Source organism: Streptomyces sp. NBC_00203, from assembly GCF_045206325.1.
GTDB lineage: Bacteria > Actinomycetota > Actinomycetes > Streptomycetales > Streptomycetaceae > Streptomyces > Streptomyces lutosisoli.
Genome location: NZ_CP108126.1, coordinates 5,049,105 through 5,067,597, shown reverse-complemented (window position 1 = coordinate 5,067,597; position 18,493 = coordinate 5,049,105). Strand labels below are relative to the sequence as shown.

The following is an 18,493-nucleotide window of genomic DNA, read 5'->3' as shown; positions in this document are numbered from 1 at the left end:
TCGGGCTCACCTCACCTCGCTCAGGCACAAGTGCCCGTGTGTTTCCCGTCATCGGAGCCGCACGCCCTCACGCGCACCGGAGCCGCATCCGCTCACGCGCCTCAGAGCCGTGCCCGCTCACTGGCACAGGAACTTCGACTCCGCCCAGTCCGCCAGCGCCGCCGAGTCGAACGGTGAGTGGGGTTCGACGGCGAGGCGGATCGTCTTGTGGCCGGTGAGGTTCACATGGACGGGGATCGCCTGGTCACCGCCCTCGATCAGCGGCGACTTCCACAGCTGTGACCCGTCGGCGTACACGGAGAAGCGCGCCTTGCCGAGGCCCATCGTCAGGTCGTCGACGCCGACCATCGCGTCGTACGAGGAGCAGCTGCGGTTGAGGTCGATGGTGACGGAGGACTGGCCGTGGACGGTCACCCCGTGCGCGTACATCGTGTTCGCGATCGACACCCCGTCGCGCTGCCACACCCAGCTGCTCTCGCCGAGCCGCATCTCGGGCTTGATGTGGTCGCCGTTGACGCCGTACTCCAGCTCGCTCCACTGGTAGACGACCGGTGCGGGAGGGGGCGTCGGGGTCGGGGTCGGCTTGGGCGTGGGCTTCGGCTTCGCCTTTGTCGGGGTGGGGGTTGGCGACGGCTTGGGTGTGGGCTTCGGGGTGGGCTTGGGTGTCGGGGAAGGCGTCGGCGTGGGAGTCGGGGTGGGGGCGACCACGACCGGTGGCTTCGGCGCAGGCGTCTTCTTCGGGGGCTTCGGCGACGGCAGTGGCGCCTCGACGGCGGGTGAGGTGGCTGGTTTGGCCTCGGGCTTCTTGGCGGGGCTGTCGTTGCCGACCAGGGCGAGCGCCACCGCCGCCGCAGCCACCGCGACGACACCCGCCGCGATACCGGCCTTGACCGGCGCGCCGATTCCTTCCGAGGCCGCTGCGCCGCCACCCGCGCTCGCCCCGCCCGAGCCGCCACTCGCCGCGGCTGCCGCGCCCGCGGCTCCGGCCGCACCCGCGCCGGCGCCACCGGCGATGAGGGCGACGGCCTTCGCGTAGCCGGCGGCGCCGAACCAGCCGATGACCGCGACCGGCACGACCGCCGGGATCCCGCTGGCGACTTCCTTGATCTGGCCCGCGGCCAGTCGGCACTTGGCGCACTCCTCCAGGTGCTTGCGCAGCCCGCGTTCGGCGCGGGTGCGCAGCCCGCCGCGGGCGTAGGCGCCGAGCCGGTCGGCGTAGCGCGCGCACTCCTCGTCCATGCTGAGCGTGGCGCTCACATGCGCCTGGAGGTAGGCCTGCTTGAGGCCCTCTCGGGCGCGGCTGGCGAGCACGCGCGTGCCGTTGGCGTCGAGTCCGAAGAGCGTGGCGACCTCGCTCGGCGACTCGTCCTCGACCTCGGTGTGCCACAGCACGGCCTGCCAGCGATCCGGCAGTGAGCGGAAGGCCTGCATGGCCATGGACTGCTCGGCCTCGTGCATCGCGCGCACGTCGGCGCCGAGGTCCAATGTGTCGTCGTCGGACACCTCGGAGCCGCGGGCGGCCTGCGTGGCGAACACCGCGAAGTCGTCGACCAGTTGCTCGCGCTTCGCCGACTTCGTCCAGTTCGCGGCGACACGGCGGACCGTGGTCAGCAGATACGCGCGTACGGCATGCTCGGGCCCGCTGCCGCCGCGTACGGCCTGGAGCATGCGGGCGAACACCTCAGCGGTGAGGTCGTCGGCGGTGTGCGCGTCCCGGCAGCAGGTGCGGGCGTAGCGGCGCACGGCGTCCGCGTGGCGCCGGTACAGCGCCTCGTACGCCGTGTCGTCACCCGCGCGCATCCGCTCGATCAGATCGGCGTCGGACGGGGCCAGTCCGACCGGGGACAGATCGGCCGGGGACAGATCGACCGGGGGCGGCAGGACGCCGCCGTCGCGCCGGTCGAAGCGGTCGCGCTGCGCGGGAACGCTGGGTTCCGGGCCACTGTCGCCCGAAGGCGCCGCGCGGCCCGTCGAGGGGCCACCCTGGCTCGGCACCTGCTGTGAGGGCGGCCCGCCGGTCTCCGCGCCACCGTCACCGAGTGACTCGTCCCGCCCGTCAACGCTCATCGCGGAAAGCCCCCGCCTGCACACTCGGACCCGAATACCGGGAAAGAGTGCCACACGCTTCAGGGGCGCGGCTCCCCAGTACGGACCAACCACTCGTCCGTGGGGACTTGCCACACGACCGCACTAGTGGTCACTCGTTTGGGGAATAGTCAACGAACGGCTCGCGGACGGGAGTTGCCGTTACGCCTGAAATGTCCGGGGCGCGCTGTCGCGGGCTCCGCTGCCCGCCGTACCCGGTACGCGAGTGGTGCAGACCCGGCGCGAGTGGCGCAGCACCCGCGCCCAGGAAGGCCCGGTACTCACGGAAGGCCCGGTTCTCACGGGAAGGCCCGGTACTCAAAGGACGCTCACGCCGGACGTGAGCGCAGCCCCTCCAGCAGGATGTCGAGAAGCCGGGACGAGGCCGCGGCCTGCTGGGCGGCGTCCGGCAGCGAGGGTGCCGCCGTCGCGATGACCAGCAGGACATCTGCCACGGTGACGTCCGCCCGCAGCTCGCCCGCCGCGCGCGCCCGGTCCACCAGCCGGCCGACCACCTCGAGCAGTGCCGCCGCACCGGCGTCGTCCGCCGCCACGACCGCCGACTCCTCCTCGGGCACCGGCCGCTGTTCGACGAGCCGCAGCTCGGGAGTGAGCCCGGACCGCTGCTGCGGCACCCGCGCCTCGTCCGCCTCGGCCCCGTCCTCCGCGACGCCGACCCGCAGCACCTGCGGCGGCAGCAGCCGCCCGGCACCCGAGGCCACCGACGTACGCAGGAAGCGCGAGAGCGCCGACCACGGCTCGTCCTCCTGGCCGAGCGCCGCGCGTGCCTGGTCGGTCAGCCGGGAGGTCTCCTCCTCGGCTATCCGGCGGACCAGGACGTCCTTGCTCGGGAAGCGCCGGTACACCGTGCCGACACCGACCCTCGCGCGCCGCGCCACGTCCTCCATCGGCGCGCCGTACCCCAGCTCGCCGAAGACCTCGCGCGCCGCGCGCAGTACGTGCTCCAGATTGCGCTGTGCGTCCACACGCAGCGGCGCCGTACGCGATCCTTCACCCGGACCGCGGCCATTGCCGCTCGCCGCCGCGCCGACCGTGCCACCGGACGCGATGGCAGACGCGGAAGCCCAATGAGAATCCTGAATGTGCATAAGCGTTCCCCCGGTAATGACGTCTCCCCCCGGAGACTCTCCCCGCCATTGGCAGCCGGAGCGTGCGGAACAAGCTTGTGAGCACGAGCCCGCCCTGCGGACTCGTCGAGCGCATCCCCCTACACCCCGTCGACACACGAACATAGTTGAGAGGGGGTCAATTCAGAAGGGGCAGGTTCCGCACGGAGCGCCCCCCGATCGGAGTACGGGACGGTTACGTCCCGATTGCGCCCCCTCCGCGTACCCTGCTCACCCCCGCTGACCTGCGCATCTTCCGCGGACTCCGGCAAATCGGCCAACCCTGCGCGTTGTCGGCGGCCGGTCACACAAATTGTCGGGCCTGTGGACAAACGCAAGAGCTGGGTGCGTCATGGGATGGTGAAGGAACGCGCGCGCATTCTCATTGTCGGCGGCGGCTACGTCGGGATGTACACCGCTCTGCGCCTGCAGAGGAAGTTGAAGCCCGAACTGAAACGGGGCGAGGTCGAGATCACGGTCGTCTCACCCGAGCCGTACATGACCTATCAGCCGTTCCTTCCCGAGGCCGCCGCGGGCTCGATCTCGCCCCGCCATGTCGTCGTCCCGCTGCGCCGGGTCCTCGACCAGTGCCGGATCGTCATCGGCGAGGTCCAGTCGATCGACCACGCCAAGCGCACCGCGACGCTCACCACGCTCGCCACCGAGGAGGAGGGCGCGGGTCCGGTGCAGATCACGTACGACGAACTCGTGCTCGCCCCCGGCTCGATCTCACGCGCCCTCCCGGTCCCCGGTCTCGCCGACTACGCCATCGGCTTCAAGACGGTCGAGGAGGCCATCGGCCTGCGCAACCACGTCATCGAGCAGATGGACATCGCCTCCTCCACCCGAGACCCCGCGATCCGCGACGCGGCCCTGACCTACGTCTTCGTAGGAGGCGGTTACGCCGGCGTCGAGGCGCTCGGCGAGCTGGAGGACATGGCCCGCTATGCCGCGCGCTACTACCACAACGTCCGGCCCGAGGACATGAAGTGGATCCTCGTCGAGGCCTCGAACCGCATCCTCCCCGAGGTCGGCGAGGAGATGGGCAAGTACACGGTCACCCAGCTGCGCCGTCGCAACATCGACGTACGCCTGGAGACCCGCCTCGACTCGTGCGCTGACCGGGTCGCCGTCCTCAGTGACGGCGCGCGCTTCCCGACGCGTACGGTCGTGTGGACCGCCGGAGTGAAACCGCACCCGATCCTCGCCGCGACCGATCTCCCCCTCAATGAGCGCGGCCGCCTCCAGTGCACTCCCCAGCTGACCGTCGACGGCGTCACGCACGCGTGGGCCGCGGGAGACGCCGCCGCCGTCCCCGACGTCACCGCCGCCGAGCCCGACAAGGAGACCGCGCCCAACGCCCAGCACGCCGTGCGTCAGGCCAGGGTCCTCGGCGACAACATCGCGCACTCCCTGCGGGACGAGGCGCTGGAGACGTACTCCCACAAGTACGTCGGTTCGGTGGCGTCCCTGGGGCTGCACAAAGGCGTCGCGCACGTCTACGGGCGCAAGCTGAAGGGCTATCCTGCCTGGTTCATGCACCGCGTCTACCACCTGAGCAGGGTGCCGACTTTCAACCGCAAGGCTCGCGTGCTTGCCGAATGGACCCTGGCGGGGCTCTTCAAGAGGGAGATCGTGTCCCTCGGTTCGCTCGAACACCCCCGAGCGGAGTTCGAACTCGCGGCCGGTGGAAAGCCTCCTCTCGACCCGAAGCTCGACCCGAAGGGGTCGTCCTGACCGGACCCAGGAACTCCACCGGTCGGGCCGGCGTCTGACGGATGTCGGCCCGGTCGGCCAGACTGCCAGACTGGTCCACGACTTTGGGCGGGCCCACCGCTCGCCCTTCTATCCCACGAGGCTTTCCCCACTGTGAACTTCACGCGCTGGAGCGCCCGGCTCCCCGGAACGCAGCGCCGCGCCGCAGCGCGGACCGAGCACACGGTCTCCCCGGACCGACGAGGGGAAGGCTCCGTGCCCGCGGCCCGCGCCGAGCAGCTGACCGACGACACTCCGCCCGCGCTCGCCGTCGACGAGCTGCCGGTGCGCGAGGTCCTCGACCGCGTCCCCGCGCTCGTCGCCCTCGTGCACGGCCCCGAGCACCGCCTCGCGTACGTCAACGACGCCTACACGGCGGCCTTCGGCGTACGCCCCGTCGGCGAGCCCGCGCACGAGGCGCTGCCCGAGCTGGACGAGCTCGGCCTGCTGCCGCTCCTCGACCAGGTACTGCGCAGCGCGAAGCCCCGCACGGTCAAGTCCCGCAAGGTGAAGAGCGGCCGCTCGTACACCTTCACCTGCACACCGGTCGACACCTCCCCCGAGGGCCAGGGCGGCGGCGTACTGATCTTCGCCACCGACGTCACCGACCACGCCGAGGCCGCCGAGCGGCTGCGCGCCAGCGAGCGCCGCCAGCGCGAAACGGCCGTCACTCTCCAGCGCTCCCTCCTCCCCCAGGAGTTGGAGGAGCCCGACGACCTGCGCATCGCGGCCACCTACCAGCCCGGCGGCACGGAGGCCGCGGTCGGCGGCGACTGGTACGACGTGATCACCCTCGGCGGCGGCCGTACGGCGCTCGTCATCGGCGACGTCATGGGCCGCGGGGTGCGCGCCGCGGCGGTCATGGGCCAGCTCCGTACGGCCGTACGTGCCTACGCCCGCCTCGACCTTCCTCCCCACGAGGTCCTGCAACTTCTCGACGGCCTCGCCACCGAGATCGACGCCAACCAGATCGCCACGTGCGTGTACGCCGTCCACGACCCCAACGAGGGGCGGCTGGTGTACGCCTCGGCGGGCCACCTCCCCATCCTGGTCCGCGACGAGAGCGGCACCGTCCACCGCGCCGACGAGCCCACCGGGCCGCCGCTCGGCACCGGCGGCTGGCTGCACGCCTCGGGCTCGGTGCCGCTGGGCCCCGGCTCCACCGCCGTCCTCTACACCGACGGCCTGGTCGAGCGCCGCGACGAGGACCTGGACGAGGGCATCGCCTCCCTGGAGCGCGCCCTCGCAGGCGCCACCGGCAGCCCCCAGGTGGTCTGCGACCGCCTTGTCCGTTCGGCGGGTGTCACGGCCGACCATGACGACGACGTGGCGGTCCTGGTCCTTCAGCACCCCGCGCGTACGGGGCCGGACAGCGAGCTCTTCCGCAATGCCGCCCTGGAGTTGCTCGGGGGTGTGGAGGCGGCGCCACGCGCGCGTGCGTTCGCCTCCGGCGTGCTGACGAGCTGGCGTTTTTCGGCCGAGCTGCACGACCTGGGGGTCCTGGCCGCCAGTGAGCTCGTCGCCAACTCGCTGCAACACGGCACCCCGCCCATGCGGCTGCGGCTGCGGCGCACCGACCGGCGCCTCATCATCGAGGTCACGGACGGCGACGATCACCTTCCCCGTCGGCGCCGCGCCGATCCCGCCGACGAGGCCGGCCGGGGGATCGCCATCGTCGCCACGATTGCCTCCGGCTGGGGGTCGCGGCGTACCCCTGGGGGCGGCAAGGCGGTGTGGTGCGAGTTCGCGCTACCGCGCGGGGAACACTGAGCGCGCCTGCCAGGGGCGTGTTTTCGCCCCCGCCGCCCCTACCCGTCCCATCCCGTTCCTGGGGCTCCGCCCCAGACCCCGTATGCCGGTTCTTTGGCTGCGGGTGGGTGGGGGCTGGTCGCGCAGTTCCCCGCGCCCCTGAAAGCACCCGGGGCGGGCCGGGGGCGAAGGGGCGCAGCCCCGAGCCGTTAGGGGCGCGGGGAACTGCGCGACCAGCCCCCACCGTCCCGCAGCCGACTTTCAGGGGCGCGGGGAACGGCGCAATCTTTGAGGGGGGTCTGGGGCGAGGAAGCCCGGTGCGTACAGGCCCGCGCGTCACCTAGCCGTCTGGTCCGCCCGGTGCTAGTAGCTCCCCCATGGCAGACGAAACGGGTTTTCAGCTCAAAGGAAGTGCTCCCGAGCGCTACGAGCAGTACGCCGCGCCGTTCATGGCGCCCTTCGTGGAGGCGGTGCTGGACGCCGTGGACCTGTTCCCCGGCGCCACGGTCCTGGACCTGGCATGCGGCACAGGCTTCGCGGCCCGCGCGGCAGCCGCCCGCGTCGGCCCGGCAGGCCGCGTCTCGGGCGCGGACGTCAACGACGGCATGGTGAGGGTGGCCAGGGAACGCGCGCCCCGGATGTACCCGGACATCGCGTTCACGGCGGCCCCCGCGGACAAACTCCCCTACGAGGACGCCATCTTCGACGCGGTCGTGTGCCAGCAGGGCGCCCAGTTCTTCCCCGACCTGGATGCCGCCTTCGCGGAGACGGCCCGAGTGACCCGCCCAGGAGGCCGCTTCGCCGCCACCACCTGGGCCGCCAGAAACCTGATCCCGTACTTCGTGGCCCAGTACGAGGCCGTCAAGGAGTACGGCGGCCCAGAGATCGCCGCGGACTACGAGGGCGCCTTCTCCGGCACCGCCGAACGCCTCACCACCGCCCTGCGCACCGCCGGCTTCCAGGACGTCACCTGCCGCGAGGTCAGCTTCGGCATCGCCTTCCCGCCGCTGGCCGAGTACGCCCCCGGCCAGCTCTCGTCGACGTCCTGGGGCCAGGCGATCGTCGACAACGAAGGCGACGACGCCCTCGTACGCGCGGGCCGAGCGGTCCATGAACACCTCGCGGACCGCACCGCCCCCGACGGCAGCGCGACGCTCCCCTTTACGGCCAACCTGGTGACGGGGGTCCGCTGAGAGACAAAAGCGGCCGCCACCACGTCCGAAAACGTGGTGGCGGCCGTCGTACGTCTGCCGGTCCGTCGTCCGTCAGGCGCTCGCCGGGACCGGCTCCGCCGGCGTCCCGCCCTGCGCGACCACCCGGCTCTTCGCGAGCGACGGCTGGTTCTGCACGGGGGTGAGCTGCCGACCGAGCCGCACGGCCAGGAACGTGATGCCGAGCGAGAAGAGAAGGAACGTCACGATGTACGGGCCGTGCAGCGACGCCCCCATCGGGCCGCCCACCGCGGGACCGATCGCCAGCGCGAGCTGCTTCACCAGGGCGAAAGCCGAGTTGTACTGACCGGCCATGCCCGACGGCGCCAGATCGGCGACCAGCGGTGCGATGGTGGGCGACAGCATCGCCTCGCCGAGTCCGAAGAGCGCGTACGTCGAGATGAAGGCCGCCGTGGCCATGGTCTGGCTGCCGTGGCCGAGGCCCGCGTACCCGGCCGCGAGCCACGCGACCGCCCAGATCAGACCGACCGCGCCGATCACCCGGCACCGCTTCCTGCGCTCGACGAACCTGAGCACGGCGAACTGCGCGATCACGATGACCGCGGTGTTCGCGGCCATCGCCGTACCGAGCGCGGACGTGGAGATCCCGGCCGCCTCGACGCCGTACGCGGAGAGCCCCGACTCGAACTGTCCGTAGCAGGCGAAGAACAGCACGAAGCCCAACATGGACAGCTGCACCATGGCCCGGTTGTCGAGCAGCTGCTTCCAGCTGCCGCCCTTGGCCTGCGGCGCGTCACCCTTGATCCGCGGCGCGTGCGGCATCCGTACGGTCGACATGATCACGACGAGCAGCAGGAACATCGCCGCCTCGATCGAGAACAGCAGGGTGAACGACCCCGGCCGCGAGGTGTCGACGATGTGGCCGCCGATCAGACCACCGACACCGAACCCGAGGTTCTGCAGGAAGAACTGCATCGCGAAGGCGCGCGACCGCGTGTCCGCCGAGGAGCAGTCCACGATCATCGTCGCGAGCGCCGGCTGCATCACGGCCTGCCCGGCACCGAGCGCGGCCGCTGACAGCAGCACGGTCGTGGCGCTGTTCGCGAGCCCGAGGCTCAGAGCTCCCAAGGCGGCGGTGACCAGGGCGGCTAGCAGCACCGGCAGCGGGCCGCGCCGGACGATGGCCCGCCCGGCGAACGGCAGCACGACAAGAGCGGCCACGGCGAAGACGGCGAGCACGATGCCCGCCGTCATGGAGCCGAGTCCCCGAACCTGCGCCACGTAGACGTAGAGGAAGGGGACGGTAAAGCCGAGCCCGAACGCGCTGAGTGCGTTGCCCACGTGGATCCGGCGCATCGCTGCGCCCATCGCCCTGGTCACTTTCACCTGCCTTGGTCGTGAAGCCTTCAGGGCACATGGATGCAGGCCTGAAGACTTCGAAGCTAAAGTTAGAACTTGAACAGTACACCTTGAAGGACTTCAAGGCCAAGTGATGGCGTGCGATACTGCGGTCATGGGCGACACCCCCGGCGTCAGTGAGCCGACACTCGAAGAACAGATCGCCGCCTACCAGCGCGAGTTCCAGGACCTCGACCCCCAGGTCGAGAAGATCGTCTCGGCCCTCTCCCGCCTCAACCGGCGCATGAACGTCGCCTACGGCCGCCAGACCGCCGCACTCGGGATCAGCAGCGCCGAGTGGGAGGTCCTCAAGGCCCTCGTCCTCGCCGGCGCCCCGTACCGCCTGGGCCCGAGCGAGCTCGCCAAGCGGCTGGGCCTCACCCCGGCCGCGATGACCCACCGCATCGACCGGATGGTCTCGGAGGGGCTGGTCACCCGGGAGCGCGACGAGTCCAATCGTGTACGCGTCATCGTGGAGCTGACGGACGAGGGGCGCGAGAAGTGGCTTGAGGCGATGCGCCTCGCCTCGGTCTTCGAGGAGGACCTGCTCCAGGACCTGTCCACCGAGGAGCGCGGCGTCCTGGGTGAGGCTCTGACCCGTCTTCTACGACGCGTGGAGCACGCCCAGCCGGACGCGGGCGGCCGGCTCAGCGACCTCGATTAAAGATCTTGACAGCGGCGGTTGACATCGTCCCGCCCGGTCCGTAAGGTTCTTCGAGTTGCCACGGAGCCGTAACGGTTCTTCGGTAGCACCTCCGCCGCTGATGCGGCACCCAAACCACCAGCACGATCTCCCGGACCGGGGCGAATTCGGCGTGCCCGAATTCAATTCGATTCGGACACGGCGGCCCGATTAGGAACTGCCGGGAGGATCCGCTAAAGTTTGGGACGTCGGAACGGCCCAACAGCCGCGAAGACAAGCCCCGCTGACTGGGAATCAGGCCCGAAAGGATCTGATAGAGTCGGAAACGCCGGAAAGGGAAACGCGGAAGCGGAAACCTGGAAAGCACCGAGGAAAATCGGACCGGAAACGATCTGATAGAGTCGGAAACGCAAGAACGAAACAAAAACAAAGCAAGACCGAAGGGAAGCGCCCGGAGGAAAGCCCGAGAGGGTGAGTACAAAGGAAGCGTCCGTTCCTTGAGAACTCAACAGCGTGCCAAAAATCAACGCCAGATATGTTGATACCCCGTCTCCGGCCGATCGGCTGGGACGAGGTTCCTTTGAAAAAGTCCTGCCGGACGATGTTCGGTAGGCGCACAGCGAGGACGCTGTGAACCGAGGGGATTATTCCTCTCCTTGGTTCCGCTCTCGTGGTGTCCACCCGATTACGGGTAAACATTCACGGAGAGTTTGATCCTGGCTCAGGACGAACGCTGGCGGCGTGCTTAACACATGCAAGTCGAACGATGAAGCCCTTCGGGGTGGATTAGTGGCGAACGGGTGAGTAACACGTGGGCAATCTGCCCTTCACTCTGGGACAAGCCCTGGAAACGGGGTCTAATACCGGATAATACTTCTGCCCGCATGGGTGGGGGTTAAAAGCTCCGGCGGTGAAGGATGAGCCCGCGGCCTATCAGCTTGTTGGTGAGGTAGTGGCTCACCAAGGCGACGACGGGTAGCCGGCCTGAGAGGGCGACCGGCCACACTGGGACTGAGACACGGCCCAGACTCCTACGGGAGGCAGCAGTGGGGAATATTGCACAATGGGCGAAAGCCTGATGCAGCGACGCCGCGTGAGGGATGACGGCCTTCGGGTTGTAAACCTCTTTCAGCAGGGAAGAAGCGAAAGTGACGGTACCTGCAGAAGAAGCGCCGGCTAACTACGTGCCAGCAGCCGCGGTAATACGTAGGGCGCAAGCGTTGTCCGGAATTATTGGGCGTAAAGAGCTCGTAGGCGGCTTGTCACGTCGGGTGTGAAAGCCCGGGGCTTAACCCCGGGTCTGCATTCGATACGGGCTAGCTAGAGTGTGGTAGGGGAGATCGGAATTCCTGGTGTAGCGGTGAAATGCGCAGATATCAGGAGGAACACCGGTGGCGAAGGCGGATCTCTGGGCCATTACTGACGCTGAGGAGCGAAAGCGTGGGGAGCGAACAGGATTAGATACCCTGGTAGTCCACGCCGTAAACGGTGGGAACTAGGTGTTGGCGACATTCCACGTCGTCGGTGCCGCAGCTAACGCATTAAGTTCCCCGCCTGGGGAGTACGGCCGCAAGGCTAAAACTCAAAGGAATTGACGGGGGCCCGCACAAGCAGCGGAGCATGTGGCTTAATTCGACGCAACGCGAAGAACCTTACCAAGGCTTGACATACACCGGAAACGGCCAGAGATGGTCGCCCCCTTGTGGTCGGTGTACAGGTGGTGCATGGCTGTCGTCAGCTCGTGTCGTGAGATGTTGGGTTAAGTCCCGCAACGAGCGCAACCCTTGTTCTGTGTTGCCAGCATGCCCTTCGGGGTGATGGGGACTCACAGGAGACTGCCGGGGTCAACTCGGAGGAAGGTGGGGACGACGTCAAGTCATCATGCCCCTTATGTCTTGGGCTGCACACGTGCTACAATGGCAGGTACAAAGAGCTGCGAAGCCGCGAGGCGGAGCGAATCTCAAAAAGCCTGTCTCAGTTCGGATTGGGGTCTGCAACTCGACCCCATGAAGTCGGAGTTGCTAGTAATCGCAGATCAGCATTGCTGCGGTGAATACGTTCCCGGGCCTTGTACACACCGCCCGTCACGTCACGAAAGTCGGTAACACCCGAAGCCGGTGGCCCAACCCCTTGTGGGAGGGAGCTGTCGAAGGTGGGACTGGCGATTGGGACGAAGTCGTAACAAGGTAGCCGTACCGGAAGGTGCGGCTGGATCACCTCCTTTCTAAGGAGCATCTAGGCCGCCGAGCTTTGCTTGGTGGTCCAGGGCCATTACGTCGGCACACGTCCGACGGTGGTTGCTCATGGGTGGAACGTTGATTATTCGGCACCGTCAGTCATCTCGGGCTGTGAGTACTGTCCTTCGGGGCGTGGAAAGCTGATCATGAGTGGCGAGGGTGTCGGGCACGCTGTTGGGTGTCTGAAGGTACGGCCGATTACGGCTGCCTTCAGTGCCGGCCCCAGTGAACTCCGGTGGTAACCGGGGGTGATGGGTGGTTGGTCGTTGTTTGAGAACTGCACAGTGGACGCGAGCATCTGTGGCCAAGTTTTTAAGGGCGCACGGTGGATGCCTTGGCACCAGGAACCGATGAAGGACGTGGGAGGCCACGATAGTCCCCGGGGAGCCGTCAACCAGGCTTTGATCCGGGGGTTTCCGAATGGGGAAACCCGGCAGTCGTCATGGGCTGTCACCCATACCTGAACACATAGGGTATGTGGAGGGAACGCGGGGAAGTGAAACATCTCAGTACCCGCAGGAAGAGAAAACAACCGTGATTCCGGGAGTAGTGGCGAGCGAAACTGGATGAGGCCAAACCATATGCGTGTGAGACCCGGCAGGGGTTGCGCATGTGGGGTTGTGGGATCTCTCTTTCACAGTCTGCCGGCTGTGAGGCGAGTCAGAAACCGTTGATGTAGGCGAAGGACATGCGAAAGGTCCGGCGTAGAGGGTAAGACCCCCGTAGTCGAAACATCAACGGCTCGTTTGAGAGACACCCAAGTAGCACGGGGCCCGAGAAATCCCGTGTGAATCTGGCGGGACCACCCGCTAAGCCTAAATATTCCCTGGTGACCGATAGCGGATAGTACCGTGAGGGAATGGTGAAAAGTACCGCGGGAGCGGAGTGAAATAGTACCTGAAACCGTGTGCCTACAAGCCGTGGGAGCGTCGGAGTGCATGCTTGCATGCACTCTCGTGACTGCGTGCCTTTTGAAGAATGAGCCTGCGAGTTTGCGGTGTGTTGCGAGGTTAACCCGTGTGGGGAAGCCGTAGCGAAAGCGAGTCCGAATAGGGCGATTCAGTAGCGCGCTCAAGACCCGAAGCGGAGTGATCTAGCCATGGGCAGGTTGAAGCGGCTGTAAGAGGTCGTGGAGGACCGAACCCACCAGGGTTGAAAACCTGGGGGATGACCTGTGGTTAGGGGTGAAAGGCCAATCAAACTCCGTGATAGCTGGTTCTCCCCGAAATGCATTTAGGTGCAGCGTCGTGTGTTTCTTGCCGGAGGTAGAGCACTGGATAGGCGATGGGCCCTACCGGGTTACTGACCTTAGCCAAACTCCGAATGCCGGTAAGTGAGAGCGCGGCAGTGAGACTGTGGGGGATAAGCTCCATGGTCGAGAGGGAAACAGCCCAGAGCATCGACTAAGGCCCCTAAGCGTACGCTAAGTGGGAAAGGATGTGGAGTCGCAGAGACAACCAGGAGGTTGGCTTAGAAGCAGCCACCCTTGAAAGAGTGCGTAATAGCTCACTGGTCTAGTGATTCCGCGCCGACAATGTAGCGGGGCTCAAGCGTACCGCCGAAGTCGTGTCATTGCAGCAATAGGGCCAACGCCCGCTGTGATGGGTAGGGGAGCGTCGTGTGCCGGGTGAAGCCGCGCCGGAAGGCAGTGGTGGACGGTTCACGAGTGAGAATGCAGGCATGAGTAGCGATACACACGTGAGAAACGTGTGCGCCGATTGACTAAGGGTTCCTGGGTCAAGCTGATCTGCCCAGGGTAAGTCGGGACCTAAGGCGAGGCCGACAGGCGTAGTCGATGGATAACCGGTTGATATTCCGGTACCCGCTGTGAAGCGTCAAACATTGAACCAGGCGATGCTAAGTCCGTGAAGCCGCCCCGGAGCCTTCGGGCAAAGGGGAGTGGTGGAGCCGACGGACCAGACCTGCAGTAGGTGAGTGATGGGGTGACGCAGGAAGGTAGTCCATCCCGGGCGGTGGTTGTCCCGGGGTAAGGGTGTAGGCCGTGCGATAGGCAAATCCGTCGCACATTAAGGCTGAGACCTGATGCCGAGCCGATTGTGGTGAAGTGGATGATCCTATGCTGTCGAGAAAAGCCTCTAGCGAGTTTCATGGCGGCCCGTACCCTAAACCGACTCAGGTGGTCAGGTAGAGAATACCGAGGCGTTCGGGTGAACTATGGTTAAGGAACTCGGCAAAATGCCCCCGTAACTTCGGGAGAAGGGGGGCCATCACCGGTGATTGAATTTACTTCATGAGCTGGGGGTGGCCGCAGAGACCAGCGAGAAGCGACTGTTTACTAAAAACACAGGTCCGTGCGAAGCCGTAAGGCGATGTATACGGACTGACGCCTGCCCGGTGCTGGAACGTTAAGGGGACCGGTTAGTCACTCTTCGGGGTGGCGAAGCTGAGAACTTAAGCGCCAGTAAACGGCGGTGGTAACTATAACCATCCTAAGGTAGCGAAATTCCTTGTCGGGTAAGTTCCGACCTGCACGAATGGCGTAACGACTTCTCGACTGTCTCAACCATAGGCCCGGTGAAATTGCACTACGAGTAAAGATGCTCGTTTCGCGCAGCAGGACGGAAAGACCCCGGGACCTTTACTACAGTTTGATATTGGTGTTCGGTTCGGCTTGTGTAGGATAGCTGGGAGACTTTGAAGCAGGCACGCCAGTGTTTGTGGAGTCGTCGTTGAAATACCAGTCTGGTCGTGCTGGATGTCTAACCTGGGTCCGTGATCCGGATCAGGGACAGTGTCTGATGGGTAGTTTAACTGGGGCGGTTGCCTCCTAAAGAGTAACGGAGGCGCCCAAAGGTTCCCTCAGCCTGGTTGGTAATCAGGTGTTGAGTGTAAGTGCACAAGGGAGCTTGACTGTGAGACCGACGGGTCGAGCAGGGACGAAAGTCGGGACTAGTGATCCGGCGGTGGCTTGTGGAAGCGCCGTCGCTCAACGGATAAAAGGTACCCCGGGGATAACAGGCTGATCTTCCCCAAGAGTCCATATCGACGGGATGGTTTGGCACCTCGATGTCGGCTCGTCGCATCCTGGGGCTGGAGTCGGTCCCAAGGGTTGGGCTGTTCGCCCATTAAAGCGGTACGCGAGCTGGGTTTAGAACGTCGTGAGACAGTTCGGTCCCTATCCGCTGTGCGCGTAGGAATATTGAGAAGGGCTGTCCCTAGTACGAGAGGACCGGGACGGACGAACCTCTGGTGTGCCAGTTGTCCTGCCAAGGGCATGGCTGGTTGGCTACGTTCGGGAGGGATAACCGCTGAAAGCATCTAAGCGGGAAGCCTGCTTCGAGATGAGTATTCCCACCTCCTTGAGAGGGTAAGGCTCCCAGTAGACGACTGGGTTGATAGGCCAGATCTGGAAGCCCGGTAACGGGTGGAGGTGACTGGTACTAATAGGCCGAGGGCTTGTCCTCAGTTGCTCGCGTCCACTGTGTTGGTTCTGAAACCACGAACAACCGTCGTAGCTATGCCACGGCTCCGGTTGACAGTTTCATAGTGTTTCGGTGGTCATAGCGTGAGGGAAACGCCCGGTTACATTCCGAACCCGGAAGCTAAGCCTCACAGCGCCGATGGTACTGCAGGGGGGACCCTGTGGGAGAGTAGGACGCCGCCGAACAAATTTTGAGAAGAAGCCTCAACTCTTGGGTATACACCTAGAGTTGGGGCTTTTTCGCGTTCACCGTGCGGTCATGTCCACGTCAACAACAGTCCTCTCTCCCGTCACGCCCTCGCGTCACCGTCGTGACTCATGGTCCTGAGACGCAGAAACAGACGTCGAGTTGTCACTGTGCTGGCAGGTACCGCCGTTCTCGCCACCGGGGCTGCCGTCGCGCTCGCGGCCGCGGGTGGGCAGGGCTCCGCAGGTCCGAAGGACGATGGAACGGCCATCACCCCCGTCGGCTACAAAGTCACCCCCGCCGGCCAACAGGCCCAGCTCGGGAACCTCCCGCTCAACGCGGTGCTGTCGCCCGACAAGAGCATGCTCCTGGTGAGCAACGCCGGTCAGGGCACCCAGTCCTTGCAGGTGGTCGACCCCGAGGACTCGGAGGTCGTGCAGACCATCTCGTACAAGAGCCCAGCGGCGATTTTCACCGGGCTCGCCTTCAGTCCCGACGGCAAGCGCGCTTACGTCAGTGGGGGCGGGCGCGAGATCATCCACACGTATGACGTGGCGGACGGGCGGCTGACGGAGAAGGACCCCGTCAAGCTGCCCACGAAGAACCCCGACGGGCAGGCCGTGAACATGTATCCGGCCGGGATCGCCGTGACGCCCGACGGGAAGCGGCTCGTCGTGGCCGACCGGCTGGCGGACGCTGTGACCGTTGTAAATCTCGGCGACGGTTCGATGGCGACCACGCCCGTGGGGCACGACCCGTACGCCGTCGTCCTCGCTGATGGCGGGAACACCGCGTATGTCACCAACCAGGGCGGCAACACCGTCAGTGTGCTGGATGTCAGTGGGGCGGCTCCCGTGCAGAGCGACTCCATCGAGGTGGGGACGCATCCCAATGCCGTGGTCGCCGACGCCGAGGGGGACACCCTCTACGTCGCCAATGGGGACAGTGACCAGGTCAGCGTCATCGATGCCACGACGCGCAAGGTCACGCGGACCATCGGGCTCGCGCCGTACCGGCACGCTCCCGTGGGCAGTAATCCCGACGCGCTCGCGCTTTCCGAGGACGGGCGGCGGCTCTACGTCGCCAACTCGGGGAACAACGACATCGCTGTCGTAGACCTGAAGGATGGGAAGACGGACGGGCTGATCCCGACCGCCTGGTATCCGACGGCCGTCATCGCGTATGACGGGAAGTTGTATGTCACCAATGCCAAGGGGCTGGGAGCGGGGCCGAACAACGGGCCCGGGTATCCCAACCCGACGTCCACTGCGGCGACTTCGCCCGACCAGTACTCCGGGTCGATGATGAAGGGGACCCTGTCGACCGTCCAACTGGACGGCGGGGCGAAGCAGTTGAGACGGTGGACGCGGACCGTCGTCGCCAACAACGGGTTCGAGCAGAAGGACAGTCCGCGGGCGACCGGGGCGGTCGTGCCGCGACGGGTCGGGGAGAAGTCGCCGATCAAGCACGTCATTTACGTGGTGAAGGAGAACCGGACGTACGACCAGGAGTTCGGATCGCTGGGCCAGGGCAACGGGGACGCCTCGCTCAACCTGTTCGGGGACGACTCCGCGCCCAACGCCCGTGCGCTGGAGCAGCGGTTCGTGACGCTGGACAACTTCTACGCGGACGCCGAGGTGAGCGCGCAGGGGTGGAACTGGACCGTGGCCGCCAACTCCAACCCGTACAGCGAACAGGGATGGCCCGCCAACTACTCCGGGCGCAACCACTCGTATCCGTCCGAGAACGGTGACCCGGCCATCGCGCCCAACAAGGATCCCGAGCACGCGTACATCTGGCAGCGGCTCGCGGACAAGGGCGTCGGCTTCCGCAACTACGGGTTCTACGTGAACGCGGACGCGGCGGGGAAGGGCGCGGCCCAGGATCCGGTGCTGAACGCCGGGACCGACCACGACTTCGGGCCGTACAACCTCAGTTGCCCCGACTCGGCGAACACCTTCCCCGCGCGCGGTACGACCTGTGGGAGCCCGCGGATCGAGGAGTGGAAGAAGGAGTTCCAGGGGTACGAGGCGAGCGGGGAGCTGCCCGCCTTCGAGATGGTGCGGCTGCCGAACGACCATACCTCCGGGACCAAGGCCGGCATGCCGACCCCGCAGGCGTACGTCGCCGACAACGACTGGGCGCTCGGGCAACTGGTCGACGAGGTCTCGCACTCCAAGTTCTGGAAGTCGACGGCGATCTTCGTGACCGAGGACGACGCGCAGAACGGGCCTGACCATGTGGACGCGCATCGGACGATCTCGCAGGTCATCAGCCCGTATACGCAGACCGGGCGGGTCGACTCGACCTTCTACAGCACCGCCTCGATGGTGCGGACGATCGAGCTGCTGCTCGGGCTGTCGCCGATGACGCAGTTCGACGCGTACGCGACGCCGATGGTGAACTCGTTCACGGCGCGGCCGCGTGTCGAGGCGTACGACGCTGTGAAGCCGTCGACCGATCTGGCGGCTGTGAACACGGTCAACTCGCCCATGGCGAAGGTGTCCGCGAAACAGGACCTCACCAAGGAGGACCAGATCGACGAGCGGACCTTCAACGAGGCGATCTGGAAGAGCGTGCGGGGAGCCGAGTCCGTGATGCCGGCGCCTCGGCATGATCTGTACGGGGCTGTGCCCAATGACCAGGCCGCGGAACTGGATGACGACGACTGAGTGTCGACCATTTAGTGACGATCACT

The 18,493-nt window shown here is 66.2% G+C and carries 8 protein-coding genes and 3 rRNA genes; 8 read left to right on the top strand and 3 right to left on the bottom strand.

Annotated elements, in window-relative coordinates; genetic code table 11:
• Window positions 1-117: 117 nt before the first annotated feature.
• Together OG975_RS22740 and OG975_RS22735 are read right to left on the bottom strand one after the other, a co-directional pair.
• A complete protein-coding gene (locus OG975_RS22740; protein WP_406331185.1) occupies window positions 118-2,067 on the bottom strand; it encodes a sigma-70 family RNA polymerase sigma factor in 1,950 nt (649 codons plus the stop codon).
• A 347-nt stretch (window positions 2,068-2,414) separates the two neighbouring features.
• A complete protein-coding gene (locus tag OG975_RS22735; protein WP_406331184.1) occupies window positions 2,415-3,194 on the bottom strand; it encodes a TetR/AcrR family transcriptional regulator in 780 nt (259 codons plus the stop codon).
• A 375-nt stretch (window positions 3,195-3,569) separates the two neighbouring features.
• Here OG975_RS22735 and OG975_RS22730 point away from each other — a divergent pair, with 375 nt between their 5' ends.
• The 3 genes from OG975_RS22730 (at window position 3,570) to OG975_RS22720 (ending at window position 7,909) form a co-directional block, all read left to right on the top strand.
• Window positions 3,570-4,949, top strand: coding sequence for an NAD(P)/FAD-dependent oxidoreductase (locus OG975_RS22730; RefSeq protein ID WP_406336405.1), 1,380 nt, complete (start codon window positions 3,570-3,572; stop codon window positions 4,947-4,949).
• Window positions 4,950-5,081: 132 nt separating this feature from the next.
• Window positions 5,082-6,737: a SpoIIE family protein phosphatase gene (locus OG975_RS22725; protein ID WP_406331183.1), complete on the top strand. Its 1,656-nt coding sequence runs from the start codon at window positions 5,082-5,084 to the stop codon at window positions 6,735-6,737.
• Between the two features lie 356 nt (window positions 6,738-7,093).
• On the top strand, window positions 7,094-7,909 hold the full coding sequence (locus OG975_RS22720; RefSeq protein ID WP_406331182.1) for a class I SAM-dependent methyltransferase: 816 nt from the start codon (window positions 7,094-7,096) through the stop codon (window positions 7,907-7,909).
• A 72-nt stretch (window positions 7,910-7,981) separates the two neighbouring features.
• On the opposite strand, the gene OG975_RS22715 is transcribed toward OG975_RS22720, so the two are convergent.
• Window positions 7,982-9,256, bottom strand: a complete 1,275-nt coding sequence (locus OG975_RS22715) for an MFS transporter (protein ID WP_406331181.1) — start codon at window positions 9,254-9,256, stop codon at window positions 7,982-7,984.
• 145 nt (window positions 9,257-9,401) lie between these two features.
• Here OG975_RS22715 and OG975_RS22710 point away from each other — a divergent pair, with 145 nt between their 5' ends.
• The 5 genes from OG975_RS22710 to OG975_RS22690 all read left to right on the top strand — a co-directional run bounded on the left by OG975_RS22710 (window position 9,402) and on the right by OG975_RS22690 (window position 18,467).
• Window positions 9,402-9,950, top strand: coding sequence for a MarR family winged helix-turn-helix transcriptional regulator (locus OG975_RS22710; protein WP_406331180.1), 549 nt, complete (start codon window positions 9,402-9,404; stop codon window positions 9,948-9,950).
• 677 nt (window positions 9,951-10,627) lie between these two features.
• Window positions 10,628-12,153 (top strand): 16S ribosomal RNA (locus OG975_RS22705).
• Window positions 12,154-12,468: 315 nt separating this feature from the next.
• Window positions 12,469-15,591, top strand: a 23S ribosomal RNA gene (locus tag OG975_RS22700).
• Window positions 15,592-15,677: 86 nt separating this feature from the next.
• A 5S ribosomal RNA gene (gene rrf, locus OG975_RS22695) occupies window positions 15,678-15,794 on the top strand.
• Together the 16S, 23S and 5S rRNA genes form the textbook arrangement of a ribosomal RNA operon.
• Before the next feature lie 171 nt (window positions 15,795-15,965).
• Window positions 15,966-18,467 carry a beta-propeller fold lactonase family protein gene (locus tag OG975_RS22690; protein ID WP_406331179.1) on the top strand — a complete coding sequence of 834 codons (2,502 nt, stop codon included), beginning with the start codon at window positions 15,966-15,968 and terminating at the stop codon, window positions 18,465-18,467.
• Window positions 18,468-18,493: the final 26 nt, after the last annotated feature.